Below are 23,413 nucleotides of genomic sequence, written 5' to 3'. Positions count from 1 at the left end.
CTCTCCCGGGCCTCCGTCCTCACAGGGGGACGAACTTGTATCCGTAGTGGATGACACCGGCGGCGCCGTCGGCGTCCAGCTTGCGGAGGACCGCCCTGACGGGCATCCCGATCTCGATCTTCTCGAGGTCTACATCGACGAGCTGGGCCTCGATCATGACACCGTCGTCGGTCTTGACCATGGCGACGGCATAGGGCTTCAGCATGTTGTTGCAGTCGGGGGCCTCGTGGATGATGGAGTACGAGAACACGGTACCGGTCCTGCAGATGTCGTAATCGACGATCTTCCCTATGCTGGCCCTGCGGCACTTCGGACAGAAGGGCCTCGCGGGGAAGTAGATCGTCCCGCAGCACTCGCACTTCGTACCCTTCAGGTTGTACCTTCCGGGGATCTCCCTCCACTCCCTTGCGACGGATGACATCAGATCGCCTCCATGATGGTGACGGTGGCAGCGGAACCGATGCCTCCGGTGTTCTGGGCGAGACCGTACTTCGCATTGACGACCTGGCGCTTGTCCGCCCTGTTCCTCATCTGGTCGGCGATCTCCGCCACCTGCGCGACACCTGTCGCCCCGATGGGGTGTCCCCTCGCCTTGAGTCCTCCGGACGTGTTGATCGCGATCTTTCCGCCGAGCATGCACTGTCCGTCGAGGACGGCCTTGCCGGCCTCTCCCTTGGGGAAGAACCCGAGGTCCTGGAGCGCCATTATGCCGGACACGGTGTAGTTGTCGTGGACCTCCGCGACCTGGATGTCCTTCGCGGTGATCCCGACCTGCTGGTACGCCTGCTGGGCGGCCACCACCGTGGCCTGGTACGAGGTTATGTTCTCTCCCCTACTGAACAGGGCGAGGGAATCGCTGGCCTGTGTGACGGCGGAGACCTTAGCATAGCAGTCGGTGTGCTCCTTCGCCTTCTCCAGCGGACAGAGCACGACCGCGGCCGCACCGTCGGATATGGGTGCGCAGTCGAAGACGCCAAGAGGCTCCGCGACGGCCCCGGACCTGAGCACGGTGTCGAGCTTGATCTCCTTCCTGAACTGCGCGTTGGGGTTCAGCGCACCGTGATAGTGACTGTTGACCGCGAAGGATGCTATCTCCTCGCGAGTGGCGATGCCCTCGTGGATCATCCTGCGTGCGATCATCGCATGGAGTCCCGCGAAGGTGACCCCCATCTCGGCCTCCCACTCCGCATCGGCGGTTGCGTCGAGGACGGAGTTGATGGACGGGTCATCGAGGTCGGTCATCTTCTCCGCGCCTCCGACCACGACATAGTCGTTTATGCCGGATGCGACGGCCATGTACGCCTGCCTGAACGCGACCCCTCCGGATGCCCCTCCGGCCTCGACACGGATGGCGGGGACGTTCCTGGACGCCATCCCGGTGTAATCCGCGATAAGAGCGTCGATATGCTGCTGGTTGATGAAGCGACCGGCGGACATGTTCCCGATGTACATCGCATCGATCTCGTCCCCTCCGAGGTTGGCATCCTCGATGGCCTTCATGCCGGCCTCGATCCCGAGTGCCCTGAAGGACTTGTTCCAAAGCTCACCGAACTTGGTGACTCCCGTTCCGATAACAGCTACTTCCCTCATGGTATCACTCCGACATGACGATCTTTCCCTTGTACTTCGCATACGTTGCGTAATCCAGGTAGACGGGGTCCTGCATGATCTTCTCCAGGACGGGGGCGTTGTCCCTCTGGTAATCCTCGATGGCATCGGTGACCGTGATGTCGAACGAGTCGCTTCCGGCTCCGGACCCGTAGGAGGTCACGAAGATCCTGTCCCCGGGCTTGGCATGGTCGAGGACGTTGGCGAGCCCGAGCGGGACCGCGCCGCTGTACGTGTTCCCTATCTCCGGGGTGAGCAGTCCGAGCTCGATCTGCTCGGGGGCGAAGCCGAGCTGGGCGGCGACCCTGGTGGGGAACTTTCCGTTGGGCTGGTGGAACACCGCATAGGTGTAGTCCTCGGGCTTGGTGCCCATCGCATCGAACATCATCTTGGCGGCGGACGTTATGTGCCTGAAGTAGGCGGGCTCGCCGGTGAACCTCCCTCCGTGCAGGGGGTAGGGCTGTCCCTCCCTCCTCCAGAAATCGGGAGTGTCCGTCGTGAACGACAGGGTCTTGTTGATCTTCGCGATTATCTTCTCGGTCCCGATCAGATACGCCGCCCCTCCTGCGGATGCGGAGTACTCGAGCGCGTCCCCGGGAGCTCCCTGGGACGTGTCCGCGCCGATCGCGACGCCGTACTTCACCATGCCGGACCCCACGAGACCCATGCATGCCTGTATCCCTGCGGTCCCCGCCTTGCATGCGAACTCCATGTCCGCGGCAGTCATGGCGGGCGTGGCCTCGATGGCCTCCGCGACTATGGTCGACGTGGGCTTGACCGCATAGGGGTGCGATTCCGACCCCACGTATATCGCCCCGATGTCCTTCGGGTCCACCTCGGGCACACGGGCCATCATGAACCTGGCCGCCTCGGTGGCTATGGTCACGACGTCTTCATCGGGCGACGGGACGGACTTCTGATTGATGAACAGACCCTTCCCCATCGATTTCCCGTCAACTCCCCAGATCTTCCCGATCTCCTCGGGCTTGATCCTGTATCTCGGGACATACGCCCCGTAACTTACGATACCGACTTCCATCATATCCCCTCTTTGAGTGCTTCCATCCTTTTCACGAACTCCTCGACCGACAGGTCCGTCGTCACCAGAGGTATGCCCTCCAGCCTTGCCAACTTTATCGCCAGGGGATCGGTCATCTCCGGCTGGATGTAGATTATCATGGCAGGCGTCAACGGATGCGCGCGCACCGCGATCATCGGCGAGCGCCCGAAATGGACGTTCGTGAAGACGAGCGCCCTCTCCGTGTTGGACCCGTATATCTTGAGATAGTCGTCGGAACCGAGGCTGAGGATGGCCTTTATCGAGTCCACCACGGTGAAACCGAATATGGACTTCGCCAAGACCCTGTCGGGATTCAGGTTCTTCCCGTCGACCGCCTCTATGAAGGTGTCGACGGGGATCCCGCCTGCGAACTCCTCCATGGAGATTATGCAGTCCAGCTTGTATTCCGGGTTGTATCTGGAGATAACAGGAGATCCGTTCTGGATGTCGAGTTCTATGAACGCATCGATCATCTTCCGGATGACGTTGACCCCGGGAGACTTGCGTCTGCCGGACTCGTAATCGCTGATAACGGAGTGGGAGACGCCCATCGCCTCTGCCAGCTGATGCTGGGAGAGACCGAACTCCTCCCTCCATTTGCGGATGGTCTTTCCGGGATCTGGAGAGAGCGTGATCTCCCCGGCGATCTTCTGCTTGAACTCGTCCACCATTCAGGCTCTAGCATCACGAGTTGCTATATAACCGTGTCGAAGGCTGTTCTCGTCAATTGACGAACATATCTCACTCTAGCTCCCTTTTCAGGGTATCGACCACGGTACGGAGCACCTTGAGCCTCCCGTACTTCTTGTCCTCGGACTCCACGACGACCCACGGTGCGTACGGGGTGTTCGTGGACTCGATCATCGCGTCGACGTGGTCGGAATAGATGTCCCACTTCTCCCTGTTGCGCCAGTCCTCGTCCGTGATCTTCCACTGCTTGTACGGATTGTCCTGACGGGCCTTGAAGCGCGCGAGCTGCTCGTCATAGCTGATCTCCATCCAGAACTTGATCAGTATGCCTCCCGCGTAGCTTATGTGGCGTTCGAAGCTGCGTATCTCCTCGGCGGAGCGCTGGTACTCCTCATCGGTACAGAACCCCTCTATGGGCTCCACCATCATCCTGCCGTACCAGGAGCGGTCAAAGACCGTGATGTTCCCCTTCTTCGGCATGCTGTACGTGAACCTCCAGAGGTACGAATGGTCCTTCTCTATGCCGGACGGGGCGGCGGTGGTCCTGACGCGATAGCCGCGTGGGTTCAGGGCGCGAACCAGCCTCTTGATGCTCCCGCCCTTCCCTGCCGCGTCCCATCCCTCGAATACCAGGATCAGCGACCTATCGGACGCCGCGAGCCTCTCCTGTAGGAGTGCCAGTTCGATGCACAGCGCCTCCAGCTCGCCCTTGTAGCTCTTCGCGGTCAGGGTGAGGTCCTCGGACTTCCTGGGATTCGGATATAACGACTCGACCCTGGCACCGTCGACGTAGTTCCCGAACTCCATCACGTGCGTGACGCGGGATATGAATGTCTGGACCACGGAGGTCATGGTCATGTAGATGTCCTTGACGTCGATGATGTCCCAGGGCGACGAGACGCTGCCGGTCTTGGCTATCAGCGGCATCAGGAGCTTCTCGTTCCACTTCTTCCGGTCTATGTGGTCGTCGGTGAGGAACGTGCTGCTCTTCCTGGCCTTGGCCCCGAAGGCCTTCCCGAGGTTGTCCGTGGCCTCGTCGGACATGTTCAAGAAGAACTTCACCAGGATGATCCCGTTGTTCGTGAGGTACCTCTCCAGGGACTGGACGGTCTCTATGTTCCCGCTCACGTCCCCCTTGCCGTCGGCGACGTTGACCAGCCAAGAGAACCAGGACCTGTCGTATACCGTGATCACGCCCTTGGCGGGACCGCGGGCGATGTAGCTAAGGATCTCCCTGGGCGAGTCTATGTCCTCCGGGATGAAGTGGAAGTACGACATCCCCCTCGGGTCCAACAGGTTCATGAACTCGTTTATCACACGCCCCATGACGCGACCGCTGCGGCCCTCGAAGACCACCAGGATCTGCTTCCCTTCGTCGACTATCCTCCTCTGGAGGAATGTGAGCTGCTGTACGAGTTCGTCCGAGACGGCCGATGCCATGCTCCGCTATGGCGGAACGCATTAATTGAAGTATGCGGTCAGCGGACACGTGTTCGCCGAAATAGAGAGCGTTATGAGGGAATCCGGACGCAGGGTGAGGGAGAACCGCTCCTTCACCGTGACGACGAAGGGCTCCAGGGAGAACCTGGTGACCTCCGCCGACATAGAGAACGAGAGGTTCCTCAAGGACAGGTTGACGAAGATCGTCCCGGGGTCGGCATTCATGGGCGAGGAAGGGGACGAGGCATCCCTCCATGATTCGGAATGGACCTGGATCGTGGACCCCATAGACGGCACCGCGAACTTCTCCCGCGGCATACCCATGTGTGCGGTGTCGGTAGCGCTCTTCAAGGATGCAAAGCCGTACGCGGGGTTCGTCCTGAACCCCTTCACCGATACCCTGTACAGCGCCGTGAGGGGAGAGGGGGCCAAGAAAGACAGGGAGCCAATCCATGTGTCCGACAGGGGCTTCGGGGATTCCATCCTCAGCACCGCCTACTGCTGCTACACCAAGTCCCTGGCGGAGCCGTGCTTCAAGGTCAGCGAGATCCTCTATCCGGACATAAACGACATCCGTCGCATCGGCACCGCCGCCCTGGAGCTGTCGATGATGGCGGAGGGCGCAGGGGAGCTGTACTTCGAGATACGCCTGTCCCCCTGGGACCACGCCGCCGCCCTGACCATACTGGAGGAGGCGGGAGGATGCCACACAGGGATCGGCGGACCGGTCGTGTTCGATGGACCGAGCCCCGTCCTGGCCGCGAACTCCGAGGAGAACCTGGAGAGGCTGGCCGCGGTGGTCGACGAGGTGTTCGGCGGGAAGGTGCCCTATCGATACCGACGGGGCATGGGCAGAGTATTTCACGTTGCACGTCAATCCCCGGCACATGGTTCAGGAACAATGTACCGGCAACGGAGGAAAATGCTGCGGAGGGGACACCTTCGGGCAGATGTGCAGGGACATGGGAGACTATGCGCCCGATACGCTCAAGGCCATAAGGGAGCTCGACCCCGGCCTGATCGATACCATTCACGTCATGGATCGCGTCATGGTCACCGACGGGGCCCTGGACAAGAAGACGAAGAGGCTCATCGCGCTCTCCTGCGTGGCCGTCAGGATGTGCGAGGACTGCGTCTACGCACAGGCGAAGGTCGCGAAGAACTACGGTGCGACCAAGGAGGAGATCCTCGAGGCCATCAACGTCGCCGTCCTCACGGGCGGTGTACCCTGCTGGTCCACGGCGAAGAAGGGCATAGCCAAGCTCTTCGCGGAATGGGACGAATGAGCCGGTGAACCGGCTCCGTCCACTCTTTCCAGGATGACTGTCAGCGGATGTGTTGCGATCCATCGGCCTGAAGGATTGTCACAATCCCTGGTCCGACGTCATCCTGGATTCAATCTGCATCATTTGACTATCATAATGATGCGAACTATTACAGATGTTTTTACATTATAATTCCACCAAACTATCATGGGCCACATCTTCGACTGTTCTTTCCTCAAAGAGTCCTCGATGAAACCGGATATGGTGAACCGCTTGTCCAGGCTCGAAGCGTTCAATTCACGTGCATCCATGCTGAGAAACTTCGCAGGAAGCGTCGTGGAGAGCATGGAACGCATAGCCCTGCTGACTCGGTCGTTTCATCCAACGCGAGGGGATTGTGACCGCGGCCGAAAGAGCTACCACCCTAGTGTTCGACAACACCAGACCACAAGGTCATTCCGAATCGGAGATCTCAGGGTACGGGAGAGCACTTCAACACGTCCATGAGAATCATTCCACCATCATCCTCTCCGAGGAGACGATACTGGACATCTATGGAATCTTGATGTCGGATTCACTGGACATGGAGACCTCGTTCGAGACGAAGAGCAACATGGTGGTCGAAAGAGACAGCGACGGAACGATACCCCATCACAGTCTCTGTGTGCATTATGTGCCCCGACGAGTGAATGGCATATCTGGGGTGCACCTCCTACGAATGTCCTCGCCGATGTCCCTCTCCGACCTCATGCAAACGCGGATCCTGCAGCTCCCTGTAATACGGGATGTAGCGGGACATGAACCATACGCACGCTATCGCGATCACGGTCCCGACGACCGCCCCTGCCAGGACGTCGGTGGGCCAATGGACGTACAGGTACATCCTGGAGAATCCCACGACACATGCGAAGCACAGGGCCAGTATGCCCGCCTTCCTCCAGTAGATGAATATGGCGACCGATGCGGCGAACGCATAGGACGTGTGTCCGGACGGGAACGAGAACGATGTGGGCGCATCGACGATCAAGGGGAAATCCACGATCTCGAACGGCCTGATGCGGCCGATCAGAGGCTTCATGACGACGTCCACGACTATGAAGGTCACGAATATGGAGACTATGACCGCGACCCCCGCCTTCCTGTAGCGGTCCGAGCACGTGAGCAGGAAGGCCAGAACGAACCAGACGGCCGCATACGTCGTGACGAAGGATACCGCCTTCATCGGGGTGTCCAGGAACGGCGATGCCCCCTGGATCCAGTCCAAGATGTCCAGCTCGATCATCGTGCCAGGAGATTGTCGGCCCTGCTATAAACGGTTCGGACGGTCGCTCGGACGACGCCTACCATTATAACCGCACAGGCCGATTGTCAGGCATGGACAAAGAGCCGGACGGATGCCTGATATGCCACTCCCCGATAGTGTACGGGGATTCCGTCGAGATGAGATGCTGCATATGCGGAGAGACCTTCGAATCCAATGCCAGATGCGCCATGGGACACTATGTCTGCGACAGGTGCCACTCATCCGGTTCCACGGTCAGCATCCGCGACATATGCCTCGCATCCACCGAGACGGACCCGATCGCCATAGCGCAGAGGTGCATGATGATACCGAGCGTCCACATGCACGGCCCGGAGCACCACGTCCTGGTCGGTTCGGCGATCCTGGCGGCGTGCCGCAACTCCGGTTACGACATAGACCTGCCCGCCGCCCTCGAGGAGATGCACAAGCGCGGATCGGTCGTCCCGGGATCCATATGCGGGAACTGGGGGTGCTGCGGGGCCGCGGTGAGCAGCGGAACCGCCTGCAGCATAATCCTGAAGTCCACACCCCTGTCCGAGGACGTGTGGGGAATGTGCATCAAGCTCACCGGGAGATGCCTCCAGGAGATAGGGGAGATCGGCGGACCGAGGTGCTGCAAACGCGATTCGTTCACCGCCGTCAGGGTAGTCTCGGAGTACTTCAGGGAGAACCTGGGCATAGACATACCCGTGAAGGGGCCTGTGCTCTGCGACTTCCACAACAGGAATCCGCAGTGCAAGGGCACCGACTGTCCCTACTTCCGCGGTGCATGACGGCCGCCCGCCCGCGTGCGCACCATTAATAATAATGTGCGACTAGCCGAGGGCGGAGATTTACCCATGTCGGGAATCGGAGATTGCACCAGGACCATCGCCACTGAAGAGGGCGACCTGACAGTATACAGCCTCAGGGAGCTGGAGAAGCAGGGCGTCATCAAAGACCTCTCGAAAATGCCCTACTCGATCAAGATCATCGTCGAGAACATGCTCAGGCGCAGGGACGGGGAGGTCGTCACCGATGACGACATACGCACCGCCGCATCCTGGAGTCCCGAGGGCAACGACGGGGAGGACATCCCCTGGATGCCCGCCAGGGTCCTGCTGCAGGACCTCACCGGAGGGGCGGCCGTCACTGACCTTGCGTCCATGAGAGAGGCCGTCGCGGGGATGGGCAAGGATCCCGAGCTCATCAACCCCCTCGTCCCCGTGGACCTGGTCATCGACCATTCCCTCATCACGGACTACGCGGGAAGGGACGATGCCCAGGAGCTCAACGAGAAGCTCGACTTCGAGAGGAACAGCGAGAGGTACGCCCTGTTCAAATGGGCGCAGGAGTCCCTCGACAACTTCCGTGCGGTCCCCTCCGGGAACGGCATCTGCCACCAGGTCAACCTGGAGTACCTCTCCCCGCTCGTCCATGTCGTGGAGAAGGACGGCAGGACCATCGCATACCCCGACTCCTGCTTCGGGACCGACTCCCACACCACCCAGATCGACGGTCTCGGAGTGGCCGGATGGGGGGTCGGGGGAATCGAGGCGGAGGCGGTCATGGTCGGACAGCCCAGCTACATGCCCCTGCCCGACGTCATAGGATTCAGGCTCACAGGGAAGCTCAAGGAGGGCGTGAACGCCACCGACCTGGTGCTGACCGTCGTCAGCATGCTCAGGAAGAAGGGCGTCGTCGGGAAGTTCGTCGAGTTCTACGGTCCCGGATACCAGAGCCTCCCCCTCCCGGACAGGTCCACCATCGCCAACATGGCCCCCGAGTACGGGGCCACCATGGGCTACTGCCCCGTGGACGAGAAGACGATGGAGTACCTCAGACTCACCGGAAGGGACGAGAGACACATCGATGCGGTCGAGAAGTACATGAAAGAGCAGACGATGTGGTACACGGCCGAGCCGGAGTACACCGACACCCTGGAGCTCGACCTCGGGACCGTCGTGCCGTGCCTCGCTGGACACAAGAGGCCCCAGGACCTCATCCCCATGAGCGGGATGAAGGAGAGCTTCGCGGAGACGCTGGACACGCTCGGAGTGAAGGAGCAGAGGAAGCCCGTCGCGGGGACCCTCGGCGACGGGTCGCTCGTCATCGCGTCCATCACGTCATGCACCAACACCGCCAACCCCTCCGTCATGATCGCGGCCGGACTGGTGGCCAAGAAGGCGTACGACCTCGGACTCACCAAATGCCCCCATGTGAAGACCTCCCTCTCCCCCGGATCGAAGGCGGTCACGCAGTACCTGCAGAACACCGGACTCCTGGTCTACCTGCAGAAGATGGGGTTCCAGGTCTGCGGATACGGGTGCATGACCTGCATCGGGAACAGCGGACCCCTCTCGGACGAGGTCTCCAACTCCATCAAGGCCAACGACCTGGTGGTCGCGGCCATGGCATCCAGCAACAGGAACTTCGAGGGACGCATCCACCCCCTCGTCAAGGCCAACTACCTGGCATCGCCCCCTCTGGTCGTCGCATACTCCATCGCCGGGAGGGTCGACATCGACCTCGACAGGGAGCCCCTGGCGGTCGTCGACGGGAAGGAGGTGTTCCTCAGGGACGTCTGGCCCTCCGACTGGGAGGTCCAGCAGCTCATCGACCAGTTCGTCACCCGTGCGGTCTACGTCTCGAAGTACAAGGACATCTTCAAGGGCTCCGCGAGATGGGATGCCGTCCCCTGCGAGAAGTCCCCCCTGTTCAAGTGGGACGAGGACTCCACGTACATACGCAACCCCCCGTTCTTCGACGACATCGACGAGGAGCCCGAGATCAGGAACATCGTCAGGGCGAGATGCCTCGCGAAGCTCGGCGACTCCATCACCACCGACCACATATCCCCCGCCGGGTCCTTCGCGGAGGGCACAGATGCGGGCAGGTACCTCAAGTCCAAGGGCGTCGCGCCCGCTGAGTTCAACTCGTACGGGTCCCGCAGGGCCAACCACGAGGTCATGGTCCGCGGGACATTCGCAAACGTGAGACTCAAGAACATCCTGGTCCCCGGGTCCGAGGGAAGCTGCTCCGTGTATCAGCCGGACGGGACCGTCGACACGATCTTCGAGACCTCCAGGAGGTACGAGGAGGACATGACGCCCCTGATCGTCCTCGCCGGGAAGGAGTACGGGACTGGGAGCTCCAGGGACTGGGCCGCCAAGGGCCCCCTCCTCCTCGGGGTGAAAGCGGTCATCGCGGAGTCCTTCGAGAGGATCCACAGGTCCAACCTGGTCGGCATGGGCATAGTCCCCCTCCAGTTCCTCCCCGGGCAGACCTCCGAGACCCTCGGGCTCACCGGAAAGGAGACCTTCGACATCGACCTCACCGACCTCGAGCCCAAGTGCACCGTGCGCGTCACCGCGTACAGGGACGGCCAGAAGCTCGAGTTCGACACCCTGTGCCGCGTGGACGTGCCCGCCGAGGTGGACTACATCGCGAACGGCGGGATCCTCCAGTACGTGCTCAGGCGCATGGCCGAGTGAGCCAAACGGGGCCGCGGCCCCATTCCCCCGCACGGCGGGGGGTTCTCCCACATCCCGTCGGTCATAGGCGGACGTACGAACCGTCCCTGACGGAAACCTTTAAGGTACAATCCGAATAGCTGGGCTTCCGTCGAATGGACTTCGGGTGACGGGCATGGATGACGCTACGATAATCACGGTTTACATGCTCGCCCTGTTGCTGCCGGCAATCGCCGGGATCGCCGTGGGACTCTCCGGGAGGAAAGGAGCCGGGAACTGCTCCGTGATCCTCTGCGTCGTGTCCTGCATCGCTGGGATCCTCTGCCTGCCGGTATGGTCCATAGTACCTGATTTCACTGCGACGTTCCCGCTGGGATCGTACCTGGGCGACTACTCCGTCCGCGTCGACGAGCTGTCCGCCATATTCGTGACCGTGTCATCCGCCGTGTTCCTCATGGTCATCGTCCACATGTCGCACTCCGGACATCCGTACAGGCCGTCCTACAGCGCATTGGCCTGCGCGCTGTTCGTCTCATGCGCCCTGTGCATGATGGCGGATTCCGTCGTACTGCTCCTGGTGTCATGGGAGATCGTGTCCATGGTGACTTTCCTGATGGCGGAGTCGAAAAGGGAGTCCTCCAGGTGGAGGTTCTTCGCCATCACCCACATCGGCGGCCTCATCCTGATGGCGTGCTTCGGGTACATGTGGCACGTCACCGGCACGGGCGACATCGGGGAATGGAGCGGCATCGGGAGCATCATAGGCCCCGGCGCATCCATGACCCTCATATTCCTTCTGTTCATCGGGTTCGGCACGAAGCTCGGGATGGTTCCGTTCCATGCCTGGATACCCGACATGTACGCGGATTCCCCCACTCACACCACCGCGCTCCTCACCACGGTCTGCTCCAATGCGGCCGTGCTCATACTGTTCAAATCGGTGTTCTCCTGGATCGGCCCCGATGACGGGGCCTCCGGGATCGGCATCGCGATCTGCGTCCTGGCGGCCGTCACGGCGCTGTGGGGTGCGATGAAGTCCACCGTGCAGACGGAGCCGAAGAGGATCCTGTCGTACTCCAGCCTGGAGAACATGTCCTTGGTGACCATGTGCCTGTCCCTGGGGCTCGTGTTCATCGGATCGGGCCTCGAGGACCTCCAAGCACTTGTGATCATGGCGGCCCTGCTACACACCCTGAACCATTCGGTGTTCAAGTCCCTGATGATGCTAACCGTCGATTCGATAGAGGACGTCACCGGCGAGTCGAAGATCGACCGCTTCGGGGGGATCGCATGCGCCCTCCCGTCGCTGTCCGTCGTGGCCCTCGTCGGGACCATGTCCCTTGCGGCGATACCCCCTATGAACGGGTTCGTCAGCGAATGGCTGATGCTCCAGTCCCTTCTGGGGACGGACGCGATAGCGTCCGACATGCGCGTGGCCATGCCCCTCCTGGTCGCCCTGATCGGCGTCTGCGGGATGATAGTGGCCACATCCTACGCAAGACTGTATTCCTTCATATTCCTGGGACGTCCCAGGTCCGAGGGTGCCAGGAACCCCAGGCCTATGAGGAAGGGGTCGCTCCTGCCGCTGGCGGTCCTGGGAGCCATGTGCATAGGGATGGGGCTGTTCTCGTTCCCCCTGATGGACGGGATGGCGGACGGCGCGTCGGAGCTCATAGGCTCCCCGTTCGACTACCGCGACGGGATGTCCGGGACCCTGGAGCCTCTGACCGTCGGGATCCTGCTCGTCGGATGCGTGATCGTGATGTTCGCCGCCACCCGCATATTCAGGAAGGGCAGGGAGACCTACGATACCTGGGGATGCGGCGGGACACTCGACGAGAACATGCAGTACTCGTCCGAGGGATTCTCACAGCCGATCGTGAAGGTGTTCCACCCTCTGTACCGCGACGTGTCGGAGAAGAAGGGCGACAGCTACCACACCCGGTTCGACGAGCCGTTCCTGAACTACCTGTACAAGCCTGTCGGCTCGCTCGTATCATACGTCTCCAGACAGGTCACCAGGCTGCAGACCGGGAACATACAGACATACCTGGGATACATCCTGGCGACCCTCGTCGTCGCGCTCCTGGCGGTGAGGCTCCTATGATCGCGGAGGTCGTGCTGGAGCTCGTGCAGGCGGTCGTCCTGATCGCCATCGCCCCGCTCATGTCGGGGATCGTATCGAAGTTCAAGGCCCTCATGCAGAGGAGGGTGGGCGCTAGCATATTCCAGCCCTACCACGACCTCGTGAGGCTGTTCAGGAAGGACTCCGTGGTCTCGAGGAACTGCTCCTGGCTGTTCCGTGCCATCCCGTATGTGTGCATGGCGTCCATGGTTGTCCTGGCCATGATGACCCCGTTCATCTACACCGGGGTCCTGGCCCCGTTCGGGGACCTCATAACCGTGGTCTACCTGCTCACGATGTTCAGGTTCGCCATGGTCCTCGGGGGCCTCGAGGGCGGGTCCACGTTCGGCGGCATGGGCAGCAGCAGGGAGATGATGATGTCCGTGCTGATCGAACCGGCCCTCCTCCTCGCCATATCCACCCTGGCCGTGATCTCCGGCGCGGGAACGGACATGGGGGACATATCCTCGGCCATCTCCGAGGCGGGACTGGCAATCGTCGGTCCTGCGCTGATACTCGCAGGCGCATCGTTCATGATGACGCTCCTGGCGGAGAACGCCAGGATCCCCTTCGACAACCCCACCACGCACCTGGAGCTCACCATGGTCCACGAGGCCATGCTCCTGGAGTACTCCGGACGCGGTCTCGGGATGATGGAGCTCTCCTCCATGATCAGGCTCACGATATTCATGGCCATGCTCGGGTCCCTGTTCTTCCCATGGGGGATCGCATCGGACCTGTCGGCCGCCGGCATCGCCGTCTCGGTGGTGACGATGACCCTGAAGATGGTCCTCGTCGCGTTCCTGCTGGCACTGGTGGAGTCCACCATGTGCAAGTCCAGACTGTTCAAGACGCCCAACCTGCTGACCGTGTCCTTCACGCTGTCGCTGCTGGCTCTGATATCGCTGTATATTCTGTGAGGGATGAAGTATGGAAGCCGCAATCACCGGAAATCTGATCGACCTGTGCGCCGTGCTGATGCTCCTCACGACCGTGATGGCGATAGCCAGCACGCGCATGAAGACCCTGATAAACCTGTTCTCGCTGCAGTCCGTGTTCCTAGCCGCCCTGGCGTTCATCGTCGCCTGGTCCTCGGACACCCCGCACATCTACATCATGTGCTTCCTTACGGTGGCCCTCAAGGTGATCCTCATGCCGAGGATGCTCAACTACATCATGAGCAAGATCCACGTGGACAGGGAGGTGGAGATGACCATCGGGATCCCCGGGTCGCTGCTGATCTCCGGACTGCTGATCATAATATCGTACTACATCACCGAGCCCCTGCTCACATCGATACACACGGTGGAGAGGAACTGTCTCGCGCTGTCCGTGTCGATGATCCTCATAGGCCTGCTGATGATGTGCACCAGACGCAAGGCGATCACGGAGACCGTCGGGCTGCTGATGATGGAGAACGGCCTGTTCATGAGCGCCCTCGCGCTCTCCCACGGCATGCCCCTGATCGTCGAGCTGGGGGCGTTCTTCGACGTCCTGGTCGCGCTGATCATCATAGGCATATTCGCGGACAGGATCAACAAGTCGTTCAATTCGGTCGACGTGTCCTTCCTCAGGAGGCTGAGGGAATGAACGCCGTCCTGGCCGTCATGATCGTCGCGATGGTCGCATCGTCCCTGGTCTGCATCCGCATGAGGCGGGACCCGAGGGTCGCGACGGTCATGCCCGTATGCTCCGCCGCACTGCTGGCCGTGTCCGCCGTCCTGTGCCTGCCGGTCCTCGACGGGAACGTGATCGACGAGGGCCTGTTCTACATGGACCAGGTGTCCGCCGTGTTCATGATGCTCGTGGCGTTCATCGGCCTGATGGCGTCGGTCTACTCCAGGGCGTACATAGGCCTGGAGGTGGAAGAGGGGAAGGTCAGCGGGACCGACCAGGGACACTACTACTGTCTCATGATCGTCTTCATCTCGGTGATGATGCTGACCTTCACCGTCCGTTCGATGGCCATCGTATGGCTCGGCATAGGCGCCACCACCCTGGTCTCCACGTTCCTCGTGGGATTCTACCACAACGAGGAGTCGACCGAGGCCGCCTGGAAGTACATAATACTCTGCTCGGTCGGGATAACCATAGCGCTGGCGGGATTCACCCTGGTGTACGCGTCCACCGTCGGGGCTATAGACTCGGGGATGTCCCTGGACTGGCCGGCCCTCATGGCCGCCGCCGACGAGCTCGACCCGACCCTGATGAAGATGGCCATGGTGCTGATCATAGTCGGGTTCGGCACGAAGGTCGGGTTCGTCCCGCTCCACTCGTGGCTCCCGGACGCCCACAGCCAGGCCCCGAGCCCGGTCAGCGGCCTGCTGTCCGCGGTGTTGCTCAACTGCGCCATGTACGGCGTGGTCAGGTTCTACGCGGTGTCCGAGATGGTCAACCCCGGGTTCGCGTCCACCATAATGCTGGTGTTCGGCCTGCTCTCGCTGGGCGCCGCGGCCTTCTTCATCGTGTCCGCCAGGGACCTCAAGAGGATGCTGGCATACTCGTCTATAGAGAACATGGGGCTCATTGCGATAGGCTTCGGCATAGGCACTCCGGTCGCCATCGGGGCGGCCATGGTCCAGATCGTCGCCCATTCGCTGACCAAGCCCATCCTGTTCTTCTCCGCTGGGAACATCATACAGTCCTACGGGACGCGCGAGATGAGGAGCATCCGCGGAGTTTCGAAGAGCCTCCCCTTCACGTCGGCGATGATGGCCGCGGGGACCCTCGCGATAGTCGGATGCCCCCCGTTCGCGGTGTTCGTCGGCGAGTTCGGGCTCATATTCGGGTCGCTGGACGCCGGCATGGCATGGGTGACCGGGCTGATGGTGGTCCTGCTGGCGATCGTGTTCGGCGGGTTCGTCAGGAACGTGTACCCGATGCTGTCCGGGGATCCGGGCAGGGACATCGAGAGGCACTCCCGCGCATCCAGGTACCTCCCGCTCGCCGTGCTGCTGGGATGCACCCTGCTCCTCGGACTGTTCATGCCCGAGAGGGCCGTCGAATGGATCGACGGGGCGGTGAGAGCGGTGACGGGGGCGATGGCATGACGCTCACGGACATCCGGCTGGGAAGGAACGAGGTGCTCAACCAGTGCTCGGGCCTGGTCAGGGACGGGCACCGCCTCATGACCATGTTCGCCGAGGAGGGCGAGCCGAGGGTCGTGAACATGCTGTTCAGGAAGGGCGCGGACGTCACGCGCCTGTCGTACATGCTCGGGTCGTCCGCGGTGCCCGTATCCGGGGTGGTCCCGAACGCGATGCCGTTCGAGAGGCTGATGTCGGAGATGTCCGGCGTCCGCTTCGATGACGGCCCCCGCGAGCCCCTTGTCTACCGCAGGATCGGGGACGGGTACCCGCTGCAGAAGACCCCCTACAGCAGGGAGTACGAGGCGAGGATCCCGATTCCCAGGAACCGCACCGTCGGGGAGGACGTGTTCGAGATACCCGTCGGGCCGGTGCATGCCGGGATAATCGAGCCGGGACACTTCAGGTTCAGCGTCGCCGGGGAGCCGGTCATCGAGCTCAACCCCACCCTGGGCTACACCCACAGGGGGATCGAGAAGCTGCTGGAGAAGCCAGCTTCCTTCGACGACTCGCGCCTGGTGGAGAGGATCTCCGGCGACACGTGCGTGGCCAACTGCATAGCGTACTCCGAGGTCATGGAGTCGTCCTGCGAGATACCCGAGAGGGCGAGGCTGATCAGGGTGATCCTCGCGGAGATGGAGCGGCTGTACAACCACATCGGCGGGGTGTCCGGCGTCTGCACGGACACGGCCTTCTGCGTCCCGTCCGCCGTCGGCGGCGGGATCCAGGAGAAGGTCCTGAGGATGAACATGGGTCTGACGAACCACCGCCTCCTGATGAACAGCGTCGTCCCGGGAGGGGTGAGGCGCGACATACCCGACCGGAGGCTCAAGGAGCTGGACGACTTCCTGATAGCCATCAAGTTCGAGATAGAGGACCTGGCGGAGATGATGGAGAGCCCCGGCCTCATGGACCGCATGGAGACCACCGGGACCCTCCGCAGGGATAAGGCGGAGGGGATCGGGGCGGTCGGACCGGTGGCACGCGCCAGCGGAATCGTCTCCGATGTGAGGAAGGAGCTGCCCTACGAGACGTACGGCGACCTCGGGCTCTCGGTGGTATCGGACACGAGCGGCGACGTCCACGGGAGGACGATGGTCAGGCTCGGGGAGATGACCGAGTCGCTCAGCCTGATACACCAGTGCATACAGTCGATGGAGCCGGGCGAGACCCGCGTCAGGCCGTCGGTGGAGGACGGGTTCCACGTGTCGGTGGTGGAGGCCCCCAGAGGGGAGCTCGTCCACTCGGTCTCCATCCGCGACGGGAGGATATGGAGGTACAACGTCAGGGACCCGTCGTTCGTCAACTGGTTCGGCATGTGCCATGCCGTCCCCGGGAACGTCGTCCCGGACTTCCCGGTGATCAACAAGAGCTTCGGGCTGTCCTACAGCGGGAACGACCTGTGAGGTGTCCATATGTTCAACAGAAGTCTCAACAACCTGGTATCGAGGGACCGCGACACGGAGCCCGCGTCGACCATAATCGGGGAGAGGGAGCTCATGCCGATGGCGTCGTCCGGATGCTCGGGATGCGGGAGGTGCGCGGGGAACTGCCCCACGAAGGCGATCGCCATCACCGACAAATGGACGGTTGACCTCGGGAGGTGCCTGTTCTGCATGGACTGCGCGATGGTGTGCCCGGACGGGTGCATATCGGAGGTCCCGGCGCCCGACTACGCGCTGACCCGCGAGGAGCTGGTCGTCTCCGCGGACACAGACATCGCGTCGATGGAGAGGGAGCTGGACGCATCCGTGAGGAGGATGTTCGGCCGCTCCGTGGCCATGAGGGAGCTGGACACCGGGTCGTGCAACGCGTGCGAGGTCGACCTCGGGTGCATGTCCAACCAGTTCTACGACCTCCACAGGTTCGGGGTGAAGGTGGTAGCCTCGCCGAGGCACGCGGACGCGCTGCTGGTGACCGGCCCGATGTGCGTGAACATGACCGAGGCTGCGGAGAGGACCTACGGCGCCATGCCGGAGCCGAGGATCGTCATAGCCTCGGGCACGTGCGCGATATCCGGAGGGCCGTTCGTCTCCGGGGACGTGAGCGGTGCCGGGATATCGCCGACGCTGGAGCCGGACATACTGATACCCGGATGCCCGCCGACACCGGACCGCGTCATAAGGACGCTGGTGAAGGCGCTGGGCCTGCGTCACTGAACCACGATCACGGTGCAGCTGGCGTTGGCGACGATCGAGTTGGATACGCTTCCCATTATGACCCTGTCGAGGGTGGTCTTGCTGGACCTCCCGACTATGATGGTGTCGCAGCCGAAGCGGTTGGCCGTCTCCAGGATGACCTTGTCGGGCTGTCCGGACTCCACTATGCTCTGGACGTCGGCGCCCCTGGACCTCGCCCTCTCCAGGGCCCTCGCGGTGTACTCGTGGACCCTCTCCACATCGCCCTCGGAGCCCTTCGGGACCACTGCCAGCACTATCAGCCTGTCCCTGTAGGCCAGCGAGTTCCCGATGGCGTAGTCGAGGGCCTTCTCGGTGTTCTCCCTGCCGTCATATGCGACCAGCATTGCCATGTCGGGCTGACTGCGTTGCTCCGATTTAATCTGTTGCGGTGGTCATAATGCAAGTGTTTTTATGCTGTGAGCGAATCGGGTGGTCAGTGGGCCCGTGGGGTAGCTTGGTATCCTTGTGGCTTCGGGAGCCATTGACTCCGGTTCAAATCCGGGCGGGCCCACTCTCTGTGTCTGGCTATCCGTGAGAAGACCGGAATATGCCGTTTTCCGAAAAGTGCCAGTTTGAGTGGTGACGAACCGCTCATCAATCTGGCGTTTTTCGCCGTTCTGACGAGCTCGACCGAATCGTTTGGGAGGTATGCCGTTTGACGGTCCTCCCGACATTCTCGACAGTCGGTTTCGACATTCTCAACGGCAATGAACACGAACCCGTCCATGACGGGTCTAGGATCCCCATCGGATCCATGAACAACTTCTCCGAACCCTTCCCGGAACCTTCATTCTCAGGGTCGGATCCCAAGCCTCGCAGTTCACAGATTCCACGGCATCACCGCACCCCGCGTTCCAAGGGCATATACAGCCCCATAGGGGCTGTAAGGGTTCCATTTTTTGGAACCTTTACGGCACCTCGGATTGGAACCTACGGGGACGCCGTAAAATCGTGGAACTTACCACCCCTCGGGAGGTCCCTCCGATGACCCGCTCCCGCCTCAACGCGACACAGCGGAAGGTCAAGAACCTGCTACTCTCCGGAAGGTCCGTCCCAGCCATTGCCAGATCCATGAAGGTCGGGCAGAGCACCGTTTACAACACCGTGAACCAGTTGCTCGCTCTCGGCGAGATCAGACACGTTCCCGGCACGAAATCGCCGAAGTTGTACGAAGACCCCCATAAAGACGTGTCCAATCCCCCTTCGGGGGATTATGGGTCCGGGGATTGGAACTTCGGCCCCGCCGTCGGAAATGACGGCCCCCCTCCCACCGCAGATGCGGTTCCTGAATCGCCTCTCATCGACCTCACGGGGATCTCCACGGACAAGAACTGTCCGGAAGGGTTCGGCGAGGCCCACATCACCGGGTCGATCAACTACACGATCCGTCGCATCGGGACATACGACGACATCCGCGATCGTCGCGGGTTCACCGTCGGCTACTGGCGCAGGGAACCGAAGACCAGGATGAAAGGAGCCGTGGTCTATGGCGGAGAGGTCCGCATCTACAACCAGGCGTTGGGCATCGCCCATCGGATCGGCAACAAGGGCGGACAGCTGTTCTCCCTCTATCCCAAGCGCATCTACGTCGATCCCCGGAAGTTCCGCGGTACCGAGGATGTCCTGGCCTTGTTCGTCGATCGCGCTCTGTACGTCGCCGAGCTCCTCGAACAGAACGGATGGCAGCTCACCGACCCGATGGTCAAGGGGGACCTCCATCTGGCATGGGGGGACCATCCGCTCATCCAACACTTCGACAACCGTGTGCATCTCGATGATGGGGATCTCGTGGTTGACACGTCCCCCGGAACACCCGAGCTGGAGATGGAGAACCTGTCCTCCGATCCCGACGGATGGGCGAAGGCACAGCTTATGGCGAACCTCCCCACGAGGTTCCTCTCCCTGGAAGGGAGGGAGTCGGAAAGTCGTCGGGCAGTGTCCGCCAATGCACGCACCATAGAGGCCGTCAGAGGAGATGTGGAGTCCATCGTCCCTGTGCTCCAAAGCATCATCGATGCCCAGACAACACAATGTGAGATCCTCCGCACCCAGCTCCGCATGACAACGGAACAGGTCCAGATAAATGCCAACCTGATCCAACGCATTTCTGCGGGAGACCAGTTCACATTGGACCGTTTCTCCCTTTCCTCGGACAGCCGGACTGTCCACGAAACTCCCAGCCCCAATATCATGGAGGGATACCATTGATTTTTTCAACAGCTTCAGAGCAGGCAAGTTCGTTCAAGCAGATTTCAGACAAGGTTTCGATGGTGGGCAATCAGTCATCGAAACAGCGCACAGTCTACGACAGCATCCGCAAGGCATACAGAGACAACGGGAAGGCGGACATCTCCGATCTTGACACGTTGGAAGCCTCTGCCGCGGAGACCATGCTCCTATCAGCAGAGCTGATCCGTGCGATTCAGACCGCAAGGGGGCTGATTCAGTGATCCCGCTGGTCATGGCCACATGCCACCTGGTGACCTTCGATGTGGCGGTGAGAGGAAGCTCCCAGAACTTCGAATGCAACGATGGTTCCGCACGCTACTCCATCGAGTGGGGAGAGGAGCACCAGTTCCCCCACGGGGTGTCCAGACGGAGGGTTGTGATCAAGGGCGACAGCGACGTGTTCATACTCGAACACATCCGGACCAGGAATCAGGAGGTCATCCACTACTACCCGGCCATCATCATCGTGGATCCGACCGCGACATCCCACGACGAGATCTCCGAGAATGGAACCCGCCAAGTGCACGAGCGTTGCGTCACAGTTGGCAACGTGCTGATCCGTGCGGGATGGGGCGTCATGATGACCTATGTGGGTCCCATAGACTTCGTGACCATCGCGATTGACGGAGATACCACGGAGGTGCTGGAATGACCTATGAGGAATCGACATTCCGTTTCTTCGGTTCAGCATTGGTGGCATTGAACCACTACGAGGAACTGACTCGCTACATCACCACTGTGGTCCCGTCTCCGGACACCGAGATAACCAAGGAGAGTGGGGAGGACCTCTTCGAACGCATCAGGATCGTCCAAGCTACGATTGGCGGGGCCGTGGAGGATGCCGCAGAGGTCATAAACACACCCGATGCACCTGACACCATCCGCGATCTGGTCACCAAGACATGTGACATCCTGGCCTCGTGGAAAGACCGTCTGGATTGGTTGACACTTGGGATCGAGAACATCATCTGGACTCAGAGCACGGGTTACATCGACCGTCTGTTGAACGACATCCGTGAGACTGCATCCGGTCTCAACTCGGAACCGAACGAATGCCCGATTGTCGCGGATTCACCTGAGCCCTGTATCGAAGACGATGGATGCGACCAATCTACAAATGATGTAGAGGTCATCGAGATTAGTGATGATCCGGAATCCTGTGCCGACGAAAGGGATGAACAGGAGTGTGATGATGGAACATTCGATCACCAGCCGTCTCCTGAACCGGATGACGAAAGCACGGCAGATGCTCGTGTCTACACGCAGGAGGAGGTTGACCGCATCATCAGGGAGAGTGTGGCAAACGCCCTCCGTCTGGTCTCCGAGCAATCTGAACAGGATACAGGTGCGGGTCCCGAAAAAGCTGCGGGAACGAAGGTCACGAAGAAGCGGACGCCTAGGAAGAGCACGGGACTTCGCAGAAAGAAGAAGGAAGAGGCGGTCGAATGATTCCGGACAAGGTCTACATCCCGATCCGCACCTGCGACCTCACGTTATCGCAGGTCATGGAGAGAATCGTCGAACTCCAAGCAGAGCACCCCGACGAGGAGATCTTCATGGACGGCGACGCCTACGCGATTGTCGGCAGACCCAGGAGGCCAGGCATATGACTGAGCTTTTCTGGTTCACCTTCGACCGTCCGGAAACCTTCGACAGTTTCGGTGCCCCGACCCCTGAGGATGCCGTTCTTCCCATGTCGTACTGGACCAAGAGGAGGATCCTCGATTATGCTATCGAGGCCCGGTCCGTCCGGAGGGAGTCCATAGAGGTCCTCCGGAAGATGAAACTCGAAGATCTACGCGCCTTCGCTCTGGTGCGTGATTCCGTCAGGCCCACCGGCTCCAGGACCGATATCACCCGTTGCCGTATGCACACGGTCTTCTACCGTCTCGATGTCGATTTCATCAACTCCCTTTCGGGGGTGAAGAAATGACTCCCGAGGAGATCCGCTCTGCCGCTCTGAGATGGGGCCTGAAGAAACCACTGAAGACGTCCGTGATACGCAATCACATATGTCCGAACTGCACCGTCGAGGAGGCCAGAGGGATCCTGGATGGACTGGTCGCGGATGGTTTGGCCACGATCTCCAAGCCTCGGCAGGTCTACATCTACGAACTCACCGAAGCCGGCAGAATGGAGGCGAGCAGATGCTGACATCCGATAGCACAGACGGCGAGCGCATCACAGTGGTCATCTATTGTCGCGTCTCGACCGACGACAAGGACCAGACCAACGAAACGCAGGAGAGGGTGTGCCGTGAATGGTGTGAGTCCAAGGGATGGATCGTGGATGAGGTCTACAAAGATGAGGTGTCCGGCATGACCCTCGACCGCAAGGACTTCAACAGGATGCTTTCCAGAATCATGTTGAGACGTGACATAGACTACATCGTCTCATACGACCAGAGCAGGATCACCAGGGGAGAGGATTTCGCCGACCTCCGGAAGAACCTCTCCGAGTTCCGTTGCCGCTTCCGTTTCGTCAGGATGGACCTTGATGATTCCACCATGGCAGGGCGCATCGCACAGGACGTGATGACCCATGTGAACAACGAGGAGAATCGCGTCCGCAACGAGAGGACACGTCTGGGGATGCAGACCCGGAAGCTGCAGGGCAAGCATGTGGGCCATCCTGCCAAGGTCATTTTCGCCGAGGACAAGGAGACTGCCCCTGACGGTCGCTATGTCGCAGGTTACACCCTCATCGTGACAGAGCCGCAAATCTACTCTTTCGCGGAGATGGGATACTCCCTGAACTTCGTCGCATCTAGGATCCTTGAGATCAATCCGCACACCCTCGAATGGGAGATGAAACTCAGGGACCCATCCAATCCTAATTGTCGCAACCGCGGGACCAAGGACAGATGGAGCATCTACATGACCATCTATCGCAAGGCCATCGGAGCGAACAAAGGGTCATCGGAACAAAGGGTCGAAAACACCGATGATTCGGACGTACAAAGGGTGGTAGGATGA

The 23,413-nt window shown here is 60.9% G+C and carries 24 protein-coding genes, 1 tRNA gene and 1 pseudogene; 19 read left to right on the top strand and 7 right to left on the bottom strand.

The annotated features are described in order from the left end of the window. Window positions 1-19: 19 nt before the first annotated feature. From V5D86_RS01250 to V5D86_RS01230, 5 genes are all read right to left on the bottom strand, one after another. The gene (locus V5D86_RS01250) at window positions 20-421 is read right to left on the bottom strand and encodes a Zn-ribbon domain-containing OB-fold protein (RefSeq protein ID WP_414594882.1); all 402 of its coding nucleotides are present in this window, start codon (window positions 419-421) and stop codon (window positions 20-22) included. Continuing rightward, window positions 421-1,590, bottom strand: a complete 1,170-nt coding sequence (locus V5D86_RS01245; protein WP_414594881.1) for a thiolase domain-containing protein — start codon at window positions 1,588-1,590, stop codon at window positions 421-423. Before V5D86_RS01245 ends, V5D86_RS01250 begins: the two co-directional genes overlap by 1 nt. A gap of 4 nt (window positions 1,591-1,594) precedes the next feature. Then, window positions 1,595-2,647 carry a hydroxymethylglutaryl-CoA synthase gene (locus V5D86_RS01240; protein ID WP_414594880.1) on the bottom strand — a complete coding sequence of 351 codons (1,053 nt, stop codon included), beginning with the start codon at window positions 2,645-2,647 and terminating at the stop codon, window positions 1,595-1,597. Continuing rightward, on the bottom strand, window positions 2,647-3,339 hold the full coding sequence (locus V5D86_RS01235) for a helix-turn-helix domain-containing protein (RefSeq protein WP_414594879.1): 693 nt from the start codon (window positions 3,337-3,339) through the stop codon (window positions 2,647-2,649). Before V5D86_RS01235 ends, V5D86_RS01240 begins: the two co-directional genes overlap by 1 nt. A 70-nt stretch (window positions 3,340-3,409) precedes the next feature. Then, on the bottom strand, window positions 3,410-4,798 hold the full coding sequence (locus tag V5D86_RS01230) for a phosphate--AMP phosphotransferase (RefSeq protein WP_414594878.1): 1,389 nt from the start codon (window positions 4,796-4,798) through the stop codon (window positions 3,410-3,412). A gap of 73 nt (window positions 4,799-4,871) precedes the next feature. On the opposite strand from V5D86_RS01230, the pseudogene V5D86_RS01225 reads away from it, so the two are divergent. Together V5D86_RS01225 and V5D86_RS01220 are read left to right on the top strand one after the other, a co-directional pair. Next, window positions 4,872-5,546 (top strand): annotated as a pseudogene (locus tag V5D86_RS01225) (inositol monophosphatase family protein); the annotation flags it as partial. 139 nt (window positions 5,547-5,685) lie between these two features. Then, window positions 5,686-6,084, top strand: coding sequence for a carboxymuconolactone decarboxylase family protein (locus V5D86_RS01220; protein ID WP_414594877.1), 399 nt, complete (start codon window positions 5,686-5,688; stop codon window positions 6,082-6,084). A gap of 691 nt (window positions 6,085-6,775) precedes the next feature. Here V5D86_RS01220 and V5D86_RS01215 read toward each other — a convergent pair. Continuing rightward, complete coding sequence (locus tag V5D86_RS01215; RefSeq protein WP_414594876.1) at window positions 6,776-7,345, bottom strand: phosphatase PAP2 family protein; 570 nt, start codon at window positions 7,343-7,345, stop codon at window positions 6,776-6,778. 92 nt (window positions 7,346-7,437) lie between these two features. Here V5D86_RS01215 and V5D86_RS01210 point away from each other — a divergent pair, with 92 nt between their 5' ends. From V5D86_RS01210 to V5D86_RS01175, 8 genes are all read left to right on the top strand, one after another. Then, on the top strand, window positions 7,438-8,139 hold the full coding sequence (locus V5D86_RS01210; RefSeq protein ID WP_414594875.1) for a DUF5714 domain-containing protein: 702 nt from the start codon (window positions 7,438-7,440) through the stop codon (window positions 8,137-8,139). 66 nt (window positions 8,140-8,205) lie between these two features. After that, window positions 8,206-10,839, top strand: a complete 2,634-nt coding sequence (gene acnA / locus V5D86_RS01205; RefSeq protein WP_414594874.1) for an aconitate hydratase AcnA — start codon at window positions 8,206-8,208, stop codon at window positions 10,837-10,839. Window positions 10,840-10,993: 154 nt separating this feature from the next. Beyond that, the gene (locus V5D86_RS01200; RefSeq protein WP_414594873.1) at window positions 10,994-12,925 is read left to right on the top strand and encodes a proton-conducting transporter membrane subunit; all 1,932 of its coding nucleotides are present in this window, start codon (window positions 10,994-10,996) and stop codon (window positions 12,923-12,925) included. After that, a complete protein-coding gene (locus V5D86_RS01195; protein WP_414594872.1) occupies window positions 12,922-13,863 on the top strand; it encodes a respiratory chain complex I subunit 1 family protein in 942 nt (313 codons plus the stop codon). Before V5D86_RS01200 ends, V5D86_RS01195 begins: the two co-directional genes overlap by 4 nt. A gap of 10 nt (window positions 13,864-13,873) precedes the next feature. Continuing rightward, entirely contained in the window at window positions 13,874-14,533 is a 660-nt protein-coding gene (locus tag V5D86_RS01190; protein ID WP_414594871.1) for a hydrogenase, read from the top strand. Further along, a complete protein-coding gene (locus tag V5D86_RS01185) occupies window positions 14,530-15,993 on the top strand; it encodes a hydrogenase 4 subunit F (protein WP_414594870.1) in 1,464 nt (487 codons plus the stop codon). The genes V5D86_RS01190 and V5D86_RS01185 overlap by 4 nt, the downstream gene beginning before the upstream one ends. After that, a complete protein-coding gene (locus V5D86_RS01180; protein ID WP_414594869.1) occupies window positions 15,990-17,435 on the top strand; it encodes a hydrogenase large subunit in 1,446 nt (481 codons plus the stop codon). Before V5D86_RS01185 ends, V5D86_RS01180 begins: the two co-directional genes overlap by 4 nt. A gap of 9 nt (window positions 17,436-17,444) precedes the next feature. Next, a complete protein-coding gene (locus V5D86_RS01175; protein ID WP_414594868.1) occupies window positions 17,445-18,188 on the top strand; it encodes a 4Fe-4S dicluster domain-containing protein in 744 nt (247 codons plus the stop codon). Here the strand turns inward: V5D86_RS01175 and V5D86_RS01170 are convergent. Next, a complete protein-coding gene (locus V5D86_RS01170) occupies window positions 18,182-18,559 on the bottom strand; it encodes a universal stress protein (protein WP_414594867.1) in 378 nt (125 codons plus the stop codon). The genes V5D86_RS01175 and V5D86_RS01170 overlap by 7 nt on opposite strands. An 88-nt stretch (window positions 18,560-18,647) precedes the next feature. Here V5D86_RS01170 and V5D86_RS01165 point away from each other — a divergent pair. From V5D86_RS01165 to V5D86_RS01125, 9 genes are all read left to right on the top strand, one after another. After that, a tRNA-Pro gene (locus V5D86_RS01165) sits at window positions 18,648-18,720 on the top strand. Between the two features lie 473 nt (window positions 18,721-19,193). Next, on the top strand, window positions 19,194-20,417 hold the full coding sequence (locus tag V5D86_RS01160) for a hypothetical protein (protein ID WP_414594866.1): 1,224 nt from the start codon (window positions 19,194-19,196) through the stop codon (window positions 20,415-20,417). 59 nt (window positions 20,418-20,476) lie between these two features. After that, window positions 20,477-20,659 (top strand): hypothetical protein, encoded by a 183-nt coding sequence (locus V5D86_RS01155; RefSeq protein WP_414594865.1) that lies wholly within the window; start codon window positions 20,477-20,479, stop codon window positions 20,657-20,659. After that, window positions 20,656-21,090, top strand: a complete 435-nt coding sequence (locus tag V5D86_RS01150) for a hypothetical protein (protein ID WP_414594864.1) — start codon at window positions 20,656-20,658, stop codon at window positions 21,088-21,090. Before V5D86_RS01155 ends, V5D86_RS01150 begins: the two co-directional genes overlap by 4 nt. Then, the gene (locus V5D86_RS01145) at window positions 21,087-21,887 is read left to right on the top strand and encodes a hypothetical protein (RefSeq protein ID WP_414594863.1); all 801 of its coding nucleotides are present in this window, start codon (window positions 21,087-21,089) and stop codon (window positions 21,885-21,887) included. The genes V5D86_RS01150 and V5D86_RS01145 overlap by 4 nt, the downstream gene beginning before the upstream one ends. Beyond that, entirely contained in the window at window positions 21,884-22,048 is a 165-nt protein-coding gene (locus V5D86_RS01140; RefSeq protein ID WP_414594862.1) for a hypothetical protein, read from the top strand. The genes V5D86_RS01145 and V5D86_RS01140 overlap by 4 nt, the downstream gene beginning before the upstream one ends. Beyond that, window positions 22,045-22,371: a hypothetical protein gene (locus V5D86_RS01135; RefSeq protein WP_414594861.1), complete on the top strand. Its 327-nt coding sequence runs from the start codon at window positions 22,045-22,047 to the stop codon at window positions 22,369-22,371. The genes V5D86_RS01140 and V5D86_RS01135 overlap by 4 nt, the downstream gene beginning before the upstream one ends. Next, window positions 22,368-22,592, top strand: coding sequence for a hypothetical protein (locus V5D86_RS01130; RefSeq protein WP_414594860.1), 225 nt, complete (start codon window positions 22,368-22,370; stop codon window positions 22,590-22,592). Before V5D86_RS01135 ends, V5D86_RS01130 begins: the two co-directional genes overlap by 4 nt. Beyond that, window positions 22,586-23,413, top strand: a complete 828-nt coding sequence (locus V5D86_RS01125) for a recombinase family protein (protein ID WP_414594859.1) — start codon at window positions 22,586-22,588, stop codon at window positions 23,411-23,413. The genes V5D86_RS01130 and V5D86_RS01125 overlap by 7 nt, the downstream gene beginning before the upstream one ends.

The sequence above is a fragment of the Candidatus Methanoprimaticola sp. MG2 genome, assembly GCF_047501175.1.
Lineage (GTDB): Archaea > Thermoplasmatota > Thermoplasmata > Methanomassiliicoccales > Methanomethylophilaceae > Methanoprimaticola.
Note: the sequence above shows the minus strand (reverse complement) of the source record. Positions and strands in the feature narration are given on the sequence as shown.

What these genes read in the sequence shown, in the direction of transcription:
- V5D86_RS01235 (WP_414594879.1), bottom strand. Translation starts at nt 3,339, where the DNA reads ATGGTGGACGAGTTCAAGCAGAAGATCGCCGGGGAGATCACGCTCTCT.
- V5D86_RS01180 (WP_414594869.1), top strand. Translation starts at nt 15,990, where the DNA reads ATGACGCTCACGGACATCCGGCTGGGAAGGAACGAGGTGCTCAACCAG.
- V5D86_RS01155 (WP_414594865.1), top strand. Translation starts at nt 20,477, where the DNA reads ATGGTGGGCAATCAGTCATCGAAACAGCGCACAGTCTACGACAGCATC.
- V5D86_RS01195 (WP_414594872.1), top strand. Translation starts at nt 12,922, where the DNA reads ATGATCGCGGAGGTCGTGCTGGAGCTCGTGCAGGCGGTCGTCCTGATC.
- V5D86_RS01125 (WP_414594859.1), top strand. Translation starts at nt 22,586, where the DNA reads ATGCTGACATCCGATAGCACAGACGGCGAGCGCATCACAGTGGTCATC.
- V5D86_RS01135 (WP_414594861.1), top strand. Translation starts at nt 22,045, where the DNA reads ATGACTGAGCTTTTCTGGTTCACCTTCGACCGTCCGGAAACCTTCGAC.
- V5D86_RS01215 (WP_414594876.1), bottom strand. Translation starts at nt 7,345, where the DNA reads ATGATCGAGCTGGACATCTTGGACTGGATCCAGGGGGCATCGCCGTTC.
- V5D86_RS01230 (WP_414594878.1), bottom strand. Translation starts at nt 4,798, where the DNA reads ATGGCATCGGCCGTCTCGGACGAACTCGTACAGCAGCTCACATTCCTC.
- V5D86_RS01250 (WP_414594882.1), bottom strand. Translation starts at nt 421, where the DNA reads ATGTCATCCGTCGCAAGGGAGTGGAGGGAGATCCCCGGAAGGTACAAC.
- V5D86_RS01210 (WP_414594875.1), top strand. Translation starts at nt 7,438, where the DNA reads ATGGACAAAGAGCCGGACGGATGCCTGATATGCCACTCCCCGATAGTG.
- V5D86_RS01220 (WP_414594877.1), top strand. Translation starts at nt 5,686, where the DNA reads ATGGTTCAGGAACAATGTACCGGCAACGGAGGAAAATGCTGCGGAGGG.
- V5D86_RS01200 (WP_414594873.1), top strand. Translation starts at nt 10,994, where the DNA reads ATGGATGACGCTACGATAATCACGGTTTACATGCTCGCCCTGTTGCTG.
- V5D86_RS01185 (WP_414594870.1), top strand. Translation starts at nt 14,530, where the DNA reads ATGAACGCCGTCCTGGCCGTCATGATCGTCGCGATGGTCGCATCGTCC.
- V5D86_RS01240 (WP_414594880.1), bottom strand. Translation starts at nt 2,647, where the DNA reads ATGGAAGTCGGTATCGTAAGTTACGGGGCGTATGTCCCGAGATACAGG.
- V5D86_RS01145 (WP_414594863.1), top strand. Translation starts at nt 21,087, where the DNA reads ATGACCTATGAGGAATCGACATTCCGTTTCTTCGGTTCAGCATTGGTG.
- V5D86_RS01130 (WP_414594860.1), top strand. Translation starts at nt 22,368, where the DNA reads ATGACTCCCGAGGAGATCCGCTCTGCCGCTCTGAGATGGGGCCTGAAG.
- V5D86_RS01245 (WP_414594881.1), bottom strand. Translation starts at nt 1,590, where the DNA reads ATGAGGGAAGTAGCTGTTATCGGAACGGGAGTCACCAAGTTCGGTGAG.
- V5D86_RS01175 (WP_414594868.1), top strand. Translation starts at nt 17,445, where the DNA reads ATGTTCAACAGAAGTCTCAACAACCTGGTATCGAGGGACCGCGACACG.
- V5D86_RS01140 (WP_414594862.1), top strand. Translation starts at nt 21,884, where the DNA reads ATGATTCCGGACAAGGTCTACATCCCGATCCGCACCTGCGACCTCACG.
- V5D86_RS01190 (WP_414594871.1), top strand. Translation starts at nt 13,874, where the DNA reads ATGGAAGCCGCAATCACCGGAAATCTGATCGACCTGTGCGCCGTGCTG.
- V5D86_RS01170 (WP_414594867.1), bottom strand. Translation starts at nt 18,559, where the DNA reads ATGGCAATGCTGGTCGCATATGACGGCAGGGAGAACACCGAGAAGGCC.
- acnA (WP_414594874.1), top strand. Translation starts at nt 8,206, where the DNA reads ATGTCGGGAATCGGAGATTGCACCAGGACCATCGCCACTGAAGAGGGC.
- V5D86_RS01160 (WP_414594866.1), top strand. Translation starts at nt 19,194, where the DNA reads ATGACCCGCTCCCGCCTCAACGCGACACAGCGGAAGGTCAAGAACCTG.